Below are 14,689 nucleotides of genomic sequence, written 5' to 3'. Positions count from 1 at the left end.
GGAAATCCCTGCGGACGCCTGTCCGTAGGGCAACACTGGACCCTGACCACACCGAGATTGATACGGGGGGCGGCCATGAACGACGCATCGAGCCGCAGCACACAGACCACACCGCAGCGAAAGAACGTATCCATGTGCCAGCACCAGCCTGCCTGCCCTAGCGCCGACTCCGCCGACCGGGAGGCCGCACATCCCGTGGCCAACCACCCGGAACAGGGCTGGAGCCTGCTGTGCAACGGCGTCCTGCTCTTCGAGGACACCGGTGAGCTGCTGCCGGACGGCCAGATCATCGCTCCGCACCGCCCGCTCGCGGCGGCGCAGGTGGTGAAGGCGGCGTAGCGAGCCGCCCGAGGAACGCGCACGAGGAACACGCACGACGCACGCGCACGAAGACAGACACGTACGAAGAGGCACGCACGACGCACGCGAAAGGGGCCGGCCCGGGAGGCATACTCCCGGACCGGCCCCTTTCATTGCTCAGCAATGGGCAAGCGCAACCATCAGTTGTCGTACTCGTCCAGCGGCGGGCAGGAGCAGACGAGGTTCCGGTCGCCGAACGCGCCGTCGATCCGGCGGACCGGCGGCCAGTACTTCTCGGCGGCGCTCAGCCCGCCCGGGAAGACGGCCTCGTCACGGGTGTACGGGTGGTTCCACTCGCCGCCCAGCGCCGCGGCCGTGTGCGGGGCGTTGGCCAGCGGGTTGTCCTCCAGCGGCCACTCGCCCGCCGCGACCTTCTCGATCTCCGCGCGAATGGCGATCATCGCGTCGCAGAAACGGTCGATCTCGGCGAGGTCCTCGGACTCCGTCGGCTCGATCATCAGGGTGCCGGCCACCGGGAAGGACATCGTCGGCGCGTGGAAGCCGTAGTCGATCAGTCGCTTGGCGATGTCGTCCACGCTGACGCCCGTCGCCTTCGACAGCGGGCGCAGGTCGATGATGCACTCGTGCGCGACCAGGTTGCCCGGGCCGGTGTAGAGCACCGGGAAGTGCGGCTCCAGGCGCTTGGCGATGTAGTTGGCGCCGAGCACCGCCACCTGGGTGGCGCGCTTGAGGCCCTCGCCGCCCATCAGGCGCACGTACGACCACGAGATCGGCAGGATGCCCGCCGAACCCCACGGCGCGGCCGAGATCGGACCGACGCCCGTCGCGGGACCGGCGGTCGGCTGCAGCGGGTGGTTGGGCAGGTACGGGGCCAGGTGCGCCCGGACACCGACCGGGCCGACGCCCGGGCCGCCGCCGCCGTGCGGGATGCAGAAGGTCTTGTGCAGGTTCAGGTGCGAGACGTCGCCGCCGAAGTGACCCGGCTTGGCGAGGCCCACCAGGGCGTTGAGGTTGGCGCCGTCGACGTAGACCTGGCCGCCCGCGTCGTGCACCTGCGCGCAGATGTCGGCGACGTGCTCCTCGAACACGCCGTGCGTGGACGGGTAGGTGATCATCAGCACGGCGAGCTCGTCGCGGTACTGCTCGATCTTGGCGCGCAGGTCGGCGGCGTCGACCTCGCCGTCGTCCGCCGTCTTGACGACGACGACCTTCATGCCGGCCATCACCGCGCTGGCGGCGTTGGTGCCGTGCGCGGAGGACGGGATCAGGCAGATGGTGCGCTGGTCGTCGCCGTTCGCCCGGTGGTACGCCCGTACCGCGAGCAGACCGGCCAGCTCGCCCTGCGAGCCGGCGTTGGGCTGGATGGACACCTTGTCGTAACCGGTGACCTCGCAGAGACGTTCCTCCAGCTCGGTGATGAGCGTGAGGTACCCCGCGGCCTGCTCGACCGGGGCGAAGGGGTGCAGCTGGCCGAATTCGGGCCAGGTCACCGACTCCATCTCGGTGGTCGCGTTGAGCTTCATCGTGCAGGAGCCCAGCGGGATCATGCCGCGGTCCAGCGCGTAGTCCTTGTCCGACAGCTTGCGCAGGTAGCGCAGCATCGCGGTCTCGGAGCGGTGCTGGTGGAAGACCGGGTGGCTCAGGTAGGCGTCCGAGCGCAGCAGCCCCTCGGGCAGCGTGTCGGCGGTGACCTCGTCCAGCGCCTCGATGTCCGCGGTGACGCCGAAGGCGGCCCACACGGCGTCGATGTCGGCGCGCAGGGTGGTCTCGTCGCAGGAGACGGAGACGTGGTCGGCGTCGACCCGGTAGAGGTTGACCCCGGCCTCGCGGGCGGCGGCCACGACCCCGTCGGCCTTGCCGGGCACCCGCGCGGTGACCGTGTCGAAGTACGAGCCGTGCACCAGCTCCACGCCGCCGGCCGTCAGGCCCGCGGCGAGCAGGGTGGCGTAGCGGTGGGTGCGGCGGGCGATCGTCCGCAGGCCGTCGGGGCCGTGGTAGACGGCGTACATGGCGGCCATGACGGCGAGCAGCACCTGCGCGGTACAGATGTTGCTGGTGGCCTTCTCGCGGCGGATGTGCTGCTCGCGGGTCTGCAGGGCCAGGCGGTAGGCCTTGTTGCCGTCGGCGTCGACGGAGACGCCGACCAGGCGGCCGGGCAGCGAGCGGGCGTGCTTGGCCTGGACGGCCATGTAACCGGCGTGCGGACCGCCGAAGCCCATCGGGACGCCGAAGCGCTGGGTGGTGCCGATGGCGATGTCCGCGCCGAGCGCACCCGGGGAGGTGAGCAGGGTCAGGGCGAGCAGGTCGGCGGCGACGGTGACGATCGCGCCGAGGTCGTGCGCCTGGTCGATGACCGGCTTGATCTCGCGGACCGCACCGGAGGCGCCCGGGTACTGGAGGAGCACGCCGAAGACGCCCCGCTCCGCGATCTCGGCCGGGATGCCCTCGGACAGGTCCGCGACCACGACCTCGACCCCGGTGGGCTCGGCGCGCGTCTCGATGACCGCGATGGTCTGCGGCAGCGTGTCCGCGTCGATGAGGAAGACCCCGCCCTTGACCTTGCCCACGCGGCGGGCGAGCTGCATGGCCTCGGCGGCGGCGGTGCCCTCGTCGAGCAGGGAGGCGCCGGAGGTCGGCAGTCCGGTCAGGTCGGCGACGACCGTCTGGAAGTTCAGCAGCGCTTCGAGGCGCCCCTGCGAGATCTCGGGCTGGTAGGGCGTGTACGCCGTGTACCAGGCCGGGTTCTCCATGACGTTGCGCAGGATCACCGGCGGCGTGAAGGTGCCGTAGTAACCGAGGCCGATCATCGGGGTCAGGACCTGGTTGCGGTCCGCGAGCTGACGCAGCTCGGCGAGGACCTCGGCCTCGGTGCGGGCCCCGGGGAGGTTCAGCGCCTCGGCGCTCTTGATGACGTCCGGCACCGCGGCGGCGGTCAGATCGTCCAGGGAGCCGTAGCCCACCTGGGCCAGCATCTTCGCCTGCGCCTCGGCATCCGGGCCGATGTGGCGCTGCTCGAAGGGGATGCCTCGCTCCAGCTGGGAGAGCGGAATGCGGTTGGCGGTCATGTACGGAGGCCTCCTGGTCGTACGACCTGCGAGGGGTACCACGGCGCGGGCACCCGGACGGCCTCCCCCTCTGTCATCTCAACCTGAGAGCTTCACCGGGCCTCCTGGGGATCGCCCGTGGAGGTCCGGCTTTCACCGTCGGTGAGGAAGGGCACCGGAACTGCGATCCGTCGCCCGTCCTGCTTTCCAGAGTGGCCTCGTCCGTGCGGTACGTCTGCCTGAGAGATTCCGGGGAGGAGTTGCTCCTTCGGCGCCTCCGACGAACTCGATCGGAGGACTCTCCCGCACAGGGTCAGCAGCCGTTCCCCAGCCTACCAGCGAGGATCTGGGCACTCCCTCGAGTGGCCCCCTCCCCGGAAATGCACTTTTGTAGTCATTACGGAGGAGTTGCGACCAAAAGGAGGCGACCGTGCAGACCGACATCGATCCGCGCAGCCTGATCGGCCGCAAGGCGTTCGACCGCAATGGAACCAAGATCGGCACCGTCGACGAGGTCTACCTCGACGATGCCACGGGCGTCCCGGAATGGGCCGCCGTACGGACCGGACTCTTCAGCCGCGACGCGTTCGTCCCACTGGAACCGAGCGAGGTGGTGGGCGACACCCTGCGGGTTCCCTTCGAACGCGCCCTGATCAAGGACGCCCCCGATTTCGGGGTGGGTCGCCACCTCTCCCCCGAACAGGAGCTCCAGCTCTACCACCACTACGGCCTGGACGTGACCTTGCCGAGTGACTTCCAACACGGCGACCGCGACTTCGGCCACCTCGCCGGCGGCGAGGCGTAGGCCCGGGGCCGCCGGCACCGGTCCGCGCTCAACCGGTCCCTTCTTTGGCACCTTCGCCACCGACTTCGGCAAGTCCACCGCCCGGCTCCCCCACCAGCGGCAGCGGATCGGACGGTTCCAGGTCGGGATCGTCCATCCGGAAGGTGCGCACCCGGCCCGGCGGCGATCCCGGCCGCTCGAAACGGACGGTCACCCTCCCCACCCCGCTGCCCTGGACCCAACCGGGCCCGTACTCTCCGTGGCGCACATCGGTCCCCGCCGGCCACCTCCGCTCCTGCGGGGGCTCCCCCACGGTCGCGTCAGCGGCCTCGACCCCGGCCCCCGCCTCCGCGGGTACGGGCGCCCCCGCGCCCCCGTCAGCCCCGTCAGCCCCCTCACCCCCGTCCGGCCCCTGCGTCCGGGCCAGCGCCTCGGCCTCGGCCTCCGCCTGGGCGAACAGGTCCTCCTGCGTGTAGTCGGCCAGCCCCGACACCCCCACGCCCAGCAGCCGCACGCCGCCCGTCGTGTCGATCCCCTCCAGCAGCCGCGCCGCCGCCTCCCGGACCACCGCCGGATCGTCCGTCGGGCCCCGCAGGGTCTCCGACCGGGTCAGCGTGGAGAAGTCGTAGCGGCGCACCTTGAGCACGATCGTCCGCCCCGAGTGCCCCGACGCGCGCAGCCGCCCCACGCACCGCTCCGCGAGCCGCTGCACCTCGCCCCGGATCCGGACCCGGTCGTGCAGGTCCACGTCGAAGGTGTCCTCGACCGAGACGGACTTCGCGTCCCGTTCCGCGACCACGGGCCGGTCGTCCAGGCCCAGCGCCATCCGGTACAGCGCCACCCCGTGCGCCCGCCCGGTCATCCGGACCAGCTCGTCCTCGCCGGCATCGGCCAGCTCCCCCACCGTGGTGATGCCGGCCCGCCGCAGGTGCTCCCCGGTGGCCGGCCCCACCCCGGGCAGGGTCCGCACCGACATGGGCGCCAGCAGTTCCCGCTCGGTCCCCGGCTCGATCAGCAACAACCCGTCCGGCTTGGCACCCTCCGAGGCCACCTTGGCCAGCATCTTGGACCCGGCCAGCCCCACCGAGGCGCTGAGCCCCGTCGCCGCCCGGATGTCCGCCCGCAGCCGCTCGGCCGTGACCCGGGCCCCGGCGGAGTCGAAGGCCGCGCCGCCCGCCTCCAGGTCCACGAAGGCCTCGTCCAGGCTGAGCGGCTCCACCAGCGGCGACAGCGCGCGCAGCCGCGCCATCACCAGGTCGCTGACCGCCCGGTACAGGGTGAAGCGCGGAATCAGATAGGCCCCGTTCGGACAGAGCCGTCGGGCCTGCGCGGTGGGCATCGCCGAATGCACCCCGAAGCGCCGCGCCTCGTAGGAGGCGGTCGCGACCACCCCGCGCGGGCCGAGCCCACCGACGATGACGGCCTTCCCGCGCAGGCTCGGCTTCGCCGCCTGCTCCACGGAGGCGTAGAAGGCGTCCATGTCCAGATGCAGGATGGTCGGCGCGGCTCTCACGCCCCCGATGCTGCCCTACGCCACTGACAACGCCCCCGACACGCGTCCGGCGCGCCCCGAGGGCGGCCCGGACGGGGCCGACCCGCGGCCCCGCCGACTCAAGGGCCTCAGCCCGCCCGGTTGCGGCGCGCGGCCAGCTCGTCGGCCGGGTTGTGCCCGACCAGCGTCTCGCCCGTCTCCACGCGCTCCCCGTGCAGCTGCGACAGCGCCTTCTCCACGTCCCGCCACACCACTCCGACGGCGATCCCGAAGATCCCCTGCCCGCCCTGGAGCAGGCCCACGACCTCGTCCGGAGAGGTGCACTCGTAGACGGTCGCGCCGTCGCTCATGAGCGTCATCCGCTCCAGGTCGCGAAAGCCCCGGTCGCGCAGGTGCTGGACGGTGGTGCGGATGTTCTGCAACGCCACCCCGGTGTCCAGGAAGCGTTTGACGATCTTGAGGACGACCACGTCCCGGAAGCCGTAGAGCCGCTGGGTACCGGATCCGCCGGCCGCGCGCACGCTGGGCTCGACGAGCCCGGTGCGCGCCCAGTAGTCGAGCTGCCGGTAGGTGATGCCCGCGGCCGCGCAGGCCGTGGGCCCGCGGTAGCCGATCTCCCCGGTGGCGTGTTCGCCGTCCTCCGGGCCGGGCGGCACGGATTCCGGCTGACGGCGCGCGGCACCCACCGCCCCGCCGTGCAGCGCGTACGGTCCGGCCTCACTCCGTGCGGGGGTTCCCCCGGTCGTACCGTCGCCCGTGATCCTCACGCCGACCCTCCGTCCTTGACCTGCCACCTTGAAGGTAGGCAGTCACCCGGGGTGCGTCAACGATCGCCACACTCGGCACGCCGAGTGATAATCACCCTGAGAGTGGTTTCCCGTATCCCTTAGCGGGGAAAGGCTACTCGAATGGGCTGACATTCCCTTGAGGACGACTCGGCCGACACCTCACTGATTGCTGCTGCCGAAGTCCTCCGGGGAGATCTGGTCGAGGAACTCGCGGAACTTCTCCACCTCGTCCTCCTGCTCGTCCGGAATCGCAATTCCGGCATCGTCCAGCACCCCGTCGCTCCCGTAGATCGGCGTCCCGGTGCGCAGGGCCAGCGCTATGGCGTCGGACGGCCTCGCGCTCACCTCGACCCCGCTGGCGAAGACGAGCTCCGCGTAGAAGACACCCTCCCGCAGATCCGTGATCCGGACCTCGGTGAGTTCCTCGCCGATCGCCTCCAGCACGTCCTTGAACAGGTCGTGCGTCAGCGGCCGGGCAGGGGCCATCCCCTGCTGGGCGAAGGCAATGGCAGTAGCCTCCCCAGGACCGATCCAGATGGGGAGGTACCGATCGCCTCCCACTTCACGCAGGAGCACGATCGGTTGGTTGGAGGGCATTTCAACCCGGACACCCACAACGTCGAGCTCGTTCACACAGCAACCCTAGGACCTGCCCGGCCGGTTTGGGTAGTCGGGGCCCCTCGAGTCAGTGCAGTCGGACCCCGAGAGCGGTCTGTACGAGGGCCTCGTGGAGCCGTACGGAGATGCCCGCGAGCTCCTTCAGGGTGGCCTCGGCATGGGCCCTGGTCTGGGGATTGCGGTGCCGCCGCAGGGGTGCGACCACCTGTTCCACCAGCCCGGCCTCCCGGTCCGCCGCGGCCTTCATGGCGCGCAGGTGGCGCGGCTCCAGGCCGAAGCGGCCCAGTTCCGCCACCAGCCGGGCCACGGTGACGGCCTCGGCGTCGAATCCGCCCTCCGGCCCCTCCGCCAGGAGCCCGTACGACTCCCACTCGACCAGCTGCACCTCGTCCACCTCGGCGGCGGCCAGCAGCTCGGCCCGGCCGATCCGGGCCACGGTGGGCCGGCTCCGGCTGATCTCACCCAGCACGGCGGCCACCACCGCTGCCCCGGCGGCGTCGCCGTCAGCGGGTGCGGCGGGGGCGGGGATACGAATCTGCTCGCCCCGTTCGAGCGCGTCGAGCTGGTCCTTGATGACCTTCAGCGGCAGGTAGTGGTCGCGCTGCAACCGCAGGATCCTGGCCAGCCGCTCGACGTCGTCGGGGCTGAACTTGCGATATCCGGAAGGTGTGCGCCGGGGCTCGACCAGCCCCTCCGCTTCGAGGAACCGGATCTTGGAAATCGTCACTTCGGGAAACTCGTCGCGCAGCGTGGTGAGCACCGTGCCGATGCTCACCAGCCGCCCGCCCGAGCCGGCGGCGCCGTGTCCGGCACCGCCCGTCGAGGTACGCAGCATGGACCTTCCCTGTGGTCTCCCCGGGGCGGACCCGGGGAGACGGTCAGATGCCCCGCTGGCTCGCGTAGAAGACCAGCCGGTACTTGCCGATCTGGACCTCGTCGCCGTTGTGCAGGACGACCGAGTCGATCGGCTCACGGTTCACGTACGTGCCGTTGAGGCTGCCCACGTCGGAGACGGTGAAGCCACCGTCCTGACCCCTGCGGAAGTCGACGTGCCGCCGGGAGACGGTGACGTCGTCCAGGAAGATGTCGCTCTGCGGGTGGCGGCCCGCCGTGGTCAGTTCGCCGTCCAGCAGGAAGCGGCTGCCGGAGTTCGGGCCGCGCCGCACGATGAGCAGCGCGGAGCCCGCAGGCAGTGCTTCCACCGCGGCCTGGGCCTCGGGGGACAGCGAGGACGACACGTGCTGTCCGGACACCTCGGCCTCGTAGGCCTCCAGGCCCGAGATCGAGATGGTGGACGTGGTCTCCGAAGCACGCTCCGGCGTCAGGCCCGGCCGCAGCGGCGCCCCGCAGTTGGAGCAGAACCGGCTGGCCGCATCGCTGCGGTGGCCACACCTGCTGCAAACCTGCTCGGCCGACATGGACGGCTCCTCGCGCCGCGGGTGCCCCGCGGAGGCATTGGTGGCATACGGGTCGGGGGCAAACCCTCCACCCGTACTTGAGGTTGATGGTTCACCGAAACCTATGCGTCCGGTACCAGCAGGGTCAACAGCCGACGCGCCGTACGCGCCCGAATCGTCACCCGCTCCGGCGACCTCGTCGCGGAAGAGCGGCCGGTCGCCCTGCCCCTCCACGTCACCGTGTCCCGCGCGGTGCTTGGGCGCACCGCTCTCCTCGCGGTTCTTCTTGCCGAACAACTTCTCAAACAACTTCACGGGCGATTCCCCTTGACCGAAACAGACCCGCCCGTGGGGCAGGACGAACTCCGAATACTCACACCTGCCGACCCGGACATTCTCACAACGTCCGTCACCACCAGACAGTTTCCACCACGCACCGCTTCTTCGGTGCGTCGACCCCCCGCAGGCATCCGCCCACGTGAGCCGCTCCACATCCCGCCCGGTCTCATGACGATGACGACCGAGCGTAGTCAGGCTGCTTCGCAGGCCGCAAGGCGTCCACAACGATCTTCGCCGATCGTACGACGGTGGCGTTGGCCTGTTCCTTCTCCAGCGTCTGGATGACGCCGCCGGGAATGTTGAGGGCCGGCTCCAGGTCCTGCGGCTTTCCGATCACCCTGAATTCATAGGGTTGTGTGATCTTCCTGCCGTCGATCGTGACCCCGCCGCCCTCGTCCGAGAAGTACGTGCTCGCGACGACGCGCACACCGTTGATCTGGATGGCCTCTGCTCCCGCCGCCCGCAACTCCTGGATGGTGTCCAGCAGCTTGTCCGACTGCACCTGGCCCTTGGTGTCGGTGACCTTGAGCGTGATGCCCGGCCCCTGCGCCGCCACGGTACCCGCCAGGATCCCCAGTTGGCGTTCCTTCTCGACCGTCTGCCTGCGCGCCTCGTCGGCCTGGTTGGAGCTCGACTCCAGCTCCTTGCGCTGGTCCACCAACTTCTGCTTCTCGTCTTCCAGCCGCTTGGTGCGCCCGTCCAGCTCGTCGAGGATGCGCACCAGGTCCTCCTGGCGCGCCCCGCGCAGGGCACTGGAGTCGCTGTTGTGGCGCACCTGGATGGCGAGCCCCAGTCCGAGGACGAACAGCAACAGGGCGACGATCAGTTGGGCCCGGCTCACCCGCGGCGGCCAGAGCCCCGCGGCCAGCCGCTGGCGCCCCGTCTGTTCGGTAGACGCGGAGGGGGCCCCTGACGGTTCCACGGGCGCCTCGGGAGCTGTGGGAGCCGCGGGCCGGATGGGCTCGGGCGGAGTGTTCTCGTCCGTACTCATGGCCTCACGCCCGGAAGACGTGCCGACGGATGGCCGCGGCGTTGGAGAAGATCCGGATGCCGAGGACCACGACGACGCCGGTGGACAGCTGCGCGCCGACGCCGAGCTTGTCGCCGAGGAAGACGATGAGCGCCGCGACCACCACGTTGGACAGGAACGACACCACGAAGACCTTGTCCACGAAGATGCCGTCCAACATCGCGCGCAGACCGCCGAACACCGCGTCGAGCGCGGCCACGACGGCGATCGGCAGATATGGCTCGACGACGGCCGGCACCTCGGGTCGGACCAGAAGTCCGGCCACCACTCCGGCCACCAGGCCCAGTACCGCGATCACGATGCACCCTTCTTCGGATCTTCTGCTGTGGCTGTCCGTACGGTCAGGCTCGAAGCGGCCGGCAGCCGTACCTCGTTCTCCGCGGACAGGGTGTACCGGATCCCGTAGCTCTCCTGGAGCACGTGCAGGTACTGGCCGTCCACGCTGTCCTGGAACTCCGTGTTCAGCCGCTTCTTGTCGCCGACCGCGAGGATCTCGTAGGGAGGCACCAGCGGCTTGTTGTCGACCAGTATCGCGTCACCGGCGGCCCGGATCGCCGACAGCGCCGTCAGCCGCTGCCCGTTGATCGACACGGCCTCCGCCCCGGCCTGCCAGAGGCCGTTGACGATCCGCTGCATGTCCCGGTCCCGCAAGCGGCCCGTGTCCGAGAAGCCCGCGCTCTCCCGCGGACCGTTGCCGTTGCCCTTGGAGGCGCCCTTGGCGTCGTCCACCGTCAGCTTGATGCCGGGTCCGCGGACCTCGGTCGCTCCGGAGAGCAGCGCCAACAGCTCGCCCTGGTCCCCGCCGTGCTGCTTGAGGGCCGCACGCTGGCGGCCCGCGACGTCGTCGCGCAGCCGCTCGATGTCCTTCTCCAGGCCGTCCGCGTGGTCGTCGGCCCGCTCGACGCGGGAGATCAACTCCTCCCGCTCCTTCGCCAGCACCGGAGCGGCTATCCGTGCCTGCGCGGCACCCAGCGTCACGACCATGGCCGCGAGCACCAGACCGGCCGCCAGCGCCAGTTTGGCCTTGAGGTTGCGCGGCAGACCCGACGTGCCCTCCGCCTCGCGCCGGGCCGCGGCTTCCGCATAGCCCTCGTCGAGACTGTGGTCCATCACGTGCGTCAGCAGCGACATGGATGCGTCCGGGCGCACCGGCGGTTTCGCCGAACTCCGGTTGTTGGGCGGCTGCGACATGCCGCACATCGTCGCATGTCGCACCGGCCGACACCGAATGCTGCCGTCCGCCGGGCCGGGAACCACGCTGCGTGGCCCCGGCCCGCGGACCCGGGGTCAGTCCCCGGCACCGTCCAGGACGCCCGCCCACTCCTCCAGCAGGGCCTGCGCGGACGCGTCGTCGGGACCTTCGGCCCACAGGTGCGTCACGGCCTCCGCCGGGTCCGGCAGGACGAGCGCCCACCGCCCGTCGGCCTCGACCACGCGCACCCCGTCGGTCGTGTCCACCTGCCGGTCCCCCGCGGCCTCCACCACGCGCCGCATGACCAGGCCCTTGACCGCCCACGGCGTGGGCACGTCCCGCTTGAGGACGTGCGCCCGCGGGATCCGGGCGTCGATCTGGCTCAGCGTGAGCTGCGTGCGCGCCACCAGCCCGATCAGCTGGACGAAGGCGGCCGACCCGTCGAAGACGCTGCTGAACTCCGGGACGATGTATCCGCCCCGGCCGTCCCCGCCGAAGATCGTGGTCTCCGCCCGGCCCACCCGGGTCAGGTCGTCGGGCGAGGTCGTCGTCCACTCCACCTGCGTGCCGTGGTACGCCGCCACCTGCTCCGCGATCCGGGTCGTGGTCACCGGCAGCGCCACCCGACCGCTGCGACGCTCCGCCGCGACCAGGTCCAGCAGCACCAGCAGCGCCCGGTCGTCCTCGATGATCCGGCCCCGCTCGTCCACGAGCGAGATCCGCTCGCCGACCGGGTCGAAGCGCACGCCGAAGGCCGCGCGCGAGGAGGCGACGATCTCCCCCAGGCGTACCAGGGCGGCACGCCGGGACTCGGCGGTCTCGGTCGGCCTGGACTCGTCCAGCCCGGGATTGACCGTGAGGGCGTCCACCCCGAGCCGGCCCAGCAGGCTGGGCAGCACGAGCCCGGCGCTGCCGTTCGCCGCGTCCACGACCACCTTGAGCCCGGAGTCCGCGACGCCGGAGGTGTCCACGTGCCGCAGCAGCGAACCGGTGTAGGAGTCGAAGACGCTCGACGGGAACTGCAGGTCACCGATCTCGCCGGGGAACGCACGCCGGTACTCCTGGCGCGCGTAGACGCGGTCGAGCTTGCGCTGCTGCCCCTGCGAGAGGTCCGCGCCCCGCTCGTCGAGGAAGATGATGTCGACCGAGTCCGGCACGCCGGGCGAGGTCCGCAGCATGATCCCGCCCGCACTGCCGCGCGCGGTCTGCTGCCGCGCGACCGGCAGCGGTACGTTCTCCAGGTCGCGCACGTCGATCGCGCTGGCCTGGAGCGCGGAGATCATCGCGCGTTTCAGCGCACGCGCACCGCGGGAGTGGTCACGGGCCGTGGTGACCATCGCCCCCTTCTTCAGCGTGGTCGCGTAGGCACCGGCGAGCCGGACGCACAGCTCGGGGGTGATCTCCACGTTCAGGATGCCGGAGACCCCGCGCGCACCGAAGAGGTGCGCCTGGCCCCGCGACTCCCAGATGACCGAGGTGTTGACGAAGGCGCCCGCCTCGATCGTCTTGAAGGGGTAGACCCGCACGTTGCCCTGGACGATCGATTCCTCGCCGATCAGGCACTCGTCACCGATGACCGCCCCGTCCTCGATCCGGGCGGCCCGCATGATGTCGGTGTTCTTGCCGATGACGCAGCCGCGGAGGTTGCTGTGCGGACCGATGTACACGTTGTCGTGGATCACGGCCTTGTGCAGGAAGGCGCCGGTCTTGACGACCACGTTCGAGCCGATGACCGTGTGCTCGCGGATCTCGACCCCGGCCTCGACCTTGGCGTAGTCCCCGATGTAGAGGGGGCCGCGCAGCACGGCGTCGGGGTGCACTTCGGCACCTTCCGCGATCCAGACCCCGGGGGAGATCTCGAAGCCGTCCATGTCGACCTGGACCTTGCCCTCGAGCACGTCGGCCTGGGCCTTGACGTAGCTCTCGTGGGTGCCGACGTCCTCCCAGTAGCCCTCGGCGATGTAGCCGTAGATCGGCCGGCCTTCCTTCATCAGCTGCGGGAAGACGTCACCGGACCAGTCGACCGGGACATCGGGGTCCACATAGTTGAAGACCTCCGGCTCCATCACGTAGATGCCGGTGTTGACGGTGTCCGAGAAGACCTGCCCCCACGTCGGCTTCTCCAGGAAGCGCTCGACCTTGCCCTCCTCGTCCACGATCGTGATGCCGAATTCCAGCGGGTTCGGCACCCGGGTCAGGCACACCGTGACGAGTGCGCCCTTCTCCTTGTGGAAGTTGATGAGGTCGGTGAGGTTGAAGTCGGTGAGCGCGTCGCCGGAGATCACGACGAAGGCATCGTCCTTGAGTGCCTCCTCGGCGTTCTTCACGCTGCCGGCGGTCCCGAGTGGCTTCTCCTCATTGGCATAGGTCAGCTCCATGCCCAGTTCTTCGCCGTCACCGAAATAGTTCTTGACGAGTGACGCCAGGAACTGCACGGTGACCACGGTTTCGCTGAGACCATGCCGCTTGAGCAGCCTCAGCACGTGCTCCATGATCGGCCGGTTGGCAACCGGAAGGAGCGGCTTGGGCATGCTCGAGGTCATGGGGCGAAGGCGTGTGCCCTCACCACCAGCCATCACGACGGCCTTCATGTCGGAAGAGTCCTCCTAGAGAGACGGCGTTCTGCGCCGACCTCGCCCGTCTCGGACGGTGGCTACGCTGCTCTTCCGCGTGACTACTCCGGCGAGCCGAACTCAGTCGGCCGTGGCGTCCGCCTTCACCAGACGGCGGACCTGCACCACGTACAGGACTCCTGCCCACCAATAGAGGGTTGTACCCCAAACTGCGAACGCCCATCCGAAAACTGAACCCAACCAGGCGAGCCAGCCCGTCCCGTCGCTGAGCAGCAGCAAGGGGAAGGCGTACATCAGGTTGAAGGTGGCGGCCTTGCCCAGGAAGTTCACCTGCGGCGGCGGATAGCCATGGCGGCGCAGGATCCACACCATGACCAGCAGCATCAGCTCACGGGCCAGGAGGGCGCCGGTGAGCCACAGCGGCAGGATCTCGCGCCAGGTGAGCCCAATGAGCGTGGACAGGATGTACAGCCGGTCCGCGGCCGGATCCAGCAGCCGGCCGAGGCTGCTGATCTGGTTCCAGCGGCGGGCGAGCTTCCCGTCCAGATAGTCGCTGACCCCGCTGAACATGAGCACCAGCAGCGCCCAACCGTCGGCTTTCGGGCCGCCGAACACCGGCATCAGAATGAGCCAGAGGAACACGGGGACGCCGACGAGGCGAGCCATGCTCAGAATGTTCGGGATGGTGAGGATTCGGTCCGTCTGAACCCGAGTCTCCTGGACCTCCACCCGAGGGCCTCCACTTTGAAACGTACGAACGATGCCTCCTGACCCTACAGGAGAACGACCCGGCCCTCCGGACCCGGAACGCAGAAAAGCCCCGCACCATAAGGTGCGGGGCTTTCCCACAATGATTGTTCGGCGGCGTCCTACTCTCCCACAGGGTCCCCCCTGCAGTACCATCGGCGCTGAAAGGCTTAGCTTCCGGGTTCGAAATGTAACCGGGCGTTTCCCTAACGCTATGACCACCGAAACACTATGAAGTTAACCAAACCGGATATCGGCACAGTTCGTTACTTCAGAACTAACACAGTGGACGCGAGCAACTGAGGACAAGCCCTCGGCCTATTAGTACCAGTCAGCTCCACCCGTTACCGGGCTTCCACATCTG

The 14,689-nt window shown here is 69.8% G+C and carries 13 protein-coding genes, 1 rRNA gene and 1 riboswitch; of the genes, 2 read left to right on the top strand and 12 right to left on the bottom strand.

Features of this window, described 5'->3' with window-relative positions; translation table 11 throughout:
• Nucleotides 1-132 precede the first annotated feature (132 nt).
• A complete protein-coding gene (locus ACZ4UB_RS16980; RefSeq protein WP_354382032.1) occupies nt 133-339 on the top strand; it encodes a DUF5999 family protein in 207 nt (68 codons plus the stop codon).
• Between the two features lie 161 nt (nt 340-500).
• Here the strand turns inward: ACZ4UB_RS16980 and gcvP are convergent, their stop codons facing one another.
• Entirely contained in the window at nt 501-3,386 is a 2,886-nt protein-coding gene (gcvP, locus tag ACZ4UB_RS16975) for an aminomethyl-transferring glycine dehydrogenase (RefSeq protein ID WP_468070877.1), read from the bottom strand.
• Nucleotides 3,387-3,582: 196 nt separating this feature from the next.
• Nucleotides 3,583-3,681, bottom strand: a riboswitch (glycine riboswitch).
• Between the two features lie 114 nt (nt 3,682-3,795).
• Here gcvP and ACZ4UB_RS16970 point away from each other — a divergent pair.
• Entirely contained in the window at nt 3,796-4,170 is a 375-nt protein-coding gene (locus ACZ4UB_RS16970; protein WP_468070875.1) for a PRC-barrel domain-containing protein, read from the top strand.
• A 28-nt stretch (nt 4,171-4,198) separates the two neighbouring features.
• On the opposite strand, the gene ACZ4UB_RS16965 is transcribed toward ACZ4UB_RS16970, so the two are convergent.
• The 11 genes from ACZ4UB_RS16965 to rrf all read right to left on the bottom strand — a co-directional run bounded on the left by ACZ4UB_RS16965 (nt 4,199) and on the right by rrf (nt 14,551).
• Nucleotides 4,199-5,662 carry a DNA polymerase IV gene (locus ACZ4UB_RS16965; RefSeq protein WP_468070873.1) on the bottom strand — a complete coding sequence of 488 codons (1,464 nt, stop codon included), beginning with the start codon at nt 5,660-5,662 and terminating at the stop codon, nt 4,199-4,201.
• Between the two features lie 107 nt (nt 5,663-5,769).
• Entirely contained in the window at nt 5,770-6,408 is a 639-nt protein-coding gene (locus ACZ4UB_RS16960) for a MerR family transcriptional regulator (protein ID WP_468070871.1), read from the bottom strand.
• Nucleotides 6,409-6,588: 180 nt separating this feature from the next.
• Nucleotides 6,589-7,062 (bottom strand): bifunctional nuclease family protein, encoded by a 474-nt coding sequence (locus ACZ4UB_RS16955; RefSeq protein ID WP_283461037.1) that lies wholly within the window; start codon nt 7,060-7,062, stop codon nt 6,589-6,591.
• Between the two features lie 52 nt (nt 7,063-7,114).
• A complete protein-coding gene (gene ftsR, locus ACZ4UB_RS16950; protein WP_354382037.1) occupies nt 7,115-7,882 on the bottom strand; it encodes a transcriptional regulator FtsR in 768 nt (255 codons plus the stop codon).
• Between the two features lie 43 nt (nt 7,883-7,925).
• Nucleotides 7,926-8,867 carry an FHA domain-containing protein gene (locus ACZ4UB_RS16945; protein ID WP_468071117.1) on the bottom strand — a complete coding sequence of 314 codons (942 nt, stop codon included), beginning with the start codon at nt 8,865-8,867 and terminating at the stop codon, nt 7,926-7,928.
• An 82-nt stretch (nt 8,868-8,949) separates the two neighbouring features.
• Nucleotides 8,950-9,774: a DUF881 domain-containing protein gene (locus ACZ4UB_RS16940; RefSeq protein ID WP_468070869.1), complete on the bottom strand. Its 825-nt coding sequence runs from the start codon at nt 9,772-9,774 to the stop codon at nt 8,950-8,952.
• A gap of 4 nt (nt 9,775-9,778) precedes the next feature.
• Nucleotides 9,779-10,111 carry a small basic family protein gene (locus ACZ4UB_RS16935; RefSeq protein ID WP_125651314.1) on the bottom strand — a complete coding sequence of 111 codons (333 nt, stop codon included), beginning with the start codon at nt 10,109-10,111 and terminating at the stop codon, nt 9,779-9,781.
• Nucleotides 10,108-11,013, bottom strand: coding sequence for a DUF881 domain-containing protein (locus ACZ4UB_RS16930; RefSeq protein WP_468071115.1), 906 nt, complete (start codon nt 11,011-11,013; stop codon nt 10,108-10,110). The genes ACZ4UB_RS16935 and ACZ4UB_RS16930 overlap by 4 nt, the downstream gene beginning before the upstream one ends.
• An 87-nt stretch (nt 11,014-11,100) precedes the next feature.
• Entirely contained in the window at nt 11,101-13,596 is a 2,496-nt protein-coding gene (locus ACZ4UB_RS16925; RefSeq protein ID WP_354382040.1) for a mannose-1-phosphate guanyltransferase, read from the bottom strand.
• A gap of 102 nt (nt 13,597-13,698) precedes the next feature.
• Nucleotides 13,699-14,307 carry a CDP-alcohol phosphatidyltransferase family protein gene (locus ACZ4UB_RS16920; protein WP_468070867.1) on the bottom strand — a complete coding sequence of 203 codons (609 nt, stop codon included), beginning with the start codon at nt 14,305-14,307 and terminating at the stop codon, nt 13,699-13,701.
• 127 nt (nt 14,308-14,434) lie between these two features.
• Nucleotides 14,435-14,551 (bottom strand): 5S ribosomal RNA (gene rrf, locus ACZ4UB_RS16915).
• Nucleotides 14,552-14,689 lie beyond the last annotated feature (138 nt).

Source organism: Streptomyces sp. NPDC028419 (assembly GCF_055565515.1).
Note: the sequence above shows the minus strand (reverse complement) of the source record. Positions and strands in the feature narration are given on the sequence as shown.

Coding starts and splice junctions, on each gene's coding strand:
- ACZ4UB_RS16980 (WP_354382032.1), top strand. CDS start 133: ATGTGCCAGCACCAGCCTGCCTGCCCTAGCGCCGACTCCGCCGACCGG.
- gcvP (WP_468070877.1), bottom strand. CDS start 3,386: ATGACCGCCAACCGCATTCCGCTCTCCCAGCTGGAGCGAGGCATCCCC.
- ftsR (WP_354382037.1), bottom strand. CDS start 7,882: ATGCTGCGTACCTCGACGGGCGGTGCCGGACACGGCGCCGCCGGCTCG.
- ACZ4UB_RS16940 (WP_468070869.1), bottom strand. CDS start 9,774: ATGAGTACGGACGAGAACACTCCGCCCGAGCCCATCCGGCCCGCGGCT.
- ACZ4UB_RS16930 (WP_468071115.1), bottom strand. CDS start 11,013: ATGTGCGGCATGTCGCAGCCGCCCAACAACCGGAGTTCGGCGAAACCG.
- ACZ4UB_RS16925 (WP_354382040.1), bottom strand. CDS start 13,596: ATGAAGGCCGTCGTGATGGCTGGTGGTGAGGGCACACGCCTTCGCCCC.